Raw genomic sequence first — 1,904 nt, 5'->3', positions numbered from 1 at the left:
CCTGGTGTTGAAATCACCACCCACGTAATGAGAGGGTCCCTGAACTTCAATCACCATGTTGTGATCTGGCAGTAGCAGGTCAACCGGAGGCAATGAGTTCAGACTCTTTTCTTCTTCAATCTGTAAAGAGGAAAAGCATGATTGGAGTTGATCGCGAAAGTCGGCTTGAGGTTTTGAAATAGTTGTCCGGTAATTGGGGACGACCGGGCACGCTCTCCCAAGCCAACTTGCGGCCATGGCAATGATGCGTTGATCGTCTTCATTGTCTGAGGATATATTTTCCACACGAGTAAACAGGTCATCCATGTGCTTTTCAAACCAGTTATTGCTTCGGGAGTCCAGAGACAATCTGGCACAGCACACCATCACTCCCCAGAGAGACATCAATATGTCTTGCTGTGAGAGCTGAGGGTTTTTACTGATTCGGTAAACAAGCGATTCAAACATAGAGGTCAGCAGGTTCAGCTCAACGAACTCACCCAGTTTCGCAGTGGCCCACAGCAGATTGGCGATTTCCTTTGGTTTAAAGTTAGCTTTCTGTGTGTTCACGTGGCGCAATAGCGCGGCCACGGCCTCGTTGAGCTCTGATTTCCACTCCCCGTTGTCCACCAGTTTCGCCATGGCCCACAGCAGGTTGGCGATTTCCTGTGGTTTAAAGTTAGCTTTCTCCGTGTTGATGTGTGGCAACAGCGCGGCCACAGCCTCGTTAAACTGTGGTGTTCGCTCCTGCCCGTTGTCCACCAGTTTCGCCATGGCCCACAGCAGGTTGGCGATTCCCTGTGGTTTAAAGTTAGCTTTCGCTGCGTTCACGTGAGGCAACAGCGCAGCCACGGCCACGTTGAACTCTGATGTCCGCTCCTGCCCGCTATCCATCAGTTTCGCCATGGCCCATAGCAGGTTGGCGATACCCTGGGCTTTAAATTGGTCTTTATGTGCGTTCACTTGTGGCAACAGTGCGGCCACGGCCTCTTTAAGCTCTAGAGTCCTATCCTGCCCGCTATCCACCAGTTTCGCCACCGCCCACAGCAGGGTGGCGATATTCTGAGGAATAAATTGGTCTTTGTGTGCGTTTACGTGGGGTAGCAGAGCGACTATAGCCTCGTTGAACTCTGGTGTCCGCTCTTGCCCGCTGCCTACCAGTTTCGCCATGGCCCAAAGCAGGTTGGCGATATGCTGGAAATTAAATTGGTCTTTCTGTGCGTTCACCCGGGGCAGCAGCGCGGCCACGGCCTCTTTGAGCAGCTGTGTCCGCTCCAGCCCGTTGTCCACCAGTTTCGCCATGGCCCACAGCAGGTTGGCGGTTTCTTGTGGGTTAAAGTTAGCTTTCGCTGTGTTCACGAGTAGCAGCAGCGCGGCCACGGCCTCTTTGAGCGGCGGTGTCCGCTCCTGCCCGTTATCCACCAGTTTCGCCGTGGCCCATAGCAGGCTGGCGATTTCCTGTGGTTTGAAGTTAGCTTTCTGTGCATTCACGAAGGGCAACAGCGTGGCCACGGCCTTGTTGAGCGCTGGTGTCTGCTCCTGCCCGTTGTCCACCAGCTTTGCCATGGCCCACAGCAGGTTGGCGATATGCTGAGGAATAAATTGGTTTTTCTTTGCGTTCACGTGGGGCAACAGTGTGGCCACAGCCTCTTTGAGCCCTGGTGTCCGCTCCTGTCCGTTGTCCACCAGTTTCGCCATGGCCCACAGCAGGTTGGCGATATGCTGAGGAATAAATTGGTCTTTCTGTGCTTTCACGTGGGGCAACAGCGCGGCCAAGGCCTCTTTGAGTCCTGGTGTCCACTCCTGCCCATTGCTGACCAGTTTCGCCATGGCCCACAGCAGGTTGGCGATTCCCTGAGCATCAATATCCCTGGCTTCAGGTTTTTGATGGCACTTGAATACTATTGCATCAAGTAGCGTTGACA

1 protein-coding gene is annotated in these 1,904 nt (G+C 53.8%); it reads right to left on the bottom strand.

The features are described from left to right. On the bottom strand, positions 1–1,904 hold a 1,904-nt coding region (locus CX664_RS25365), incomplete at both ends, for a DUF1601 domain-containing protein (protein WP_146000385.1).

Source organism: Endozoicomonas acroporae (assembly GCF_002864045.1).
GTDB classification, from domain to species: Bacteria; Pseudomonadota; Gammaproteobacteria; order Pseudomonadales; family Endozoicomonadaceae; genus Endozoicomonas; species Endozoicomonas acroporae.
Note: the sequence above shows the minus strand (reverse complement) of the source record. Positions and strands in the feature narration are given on the sequence as shown.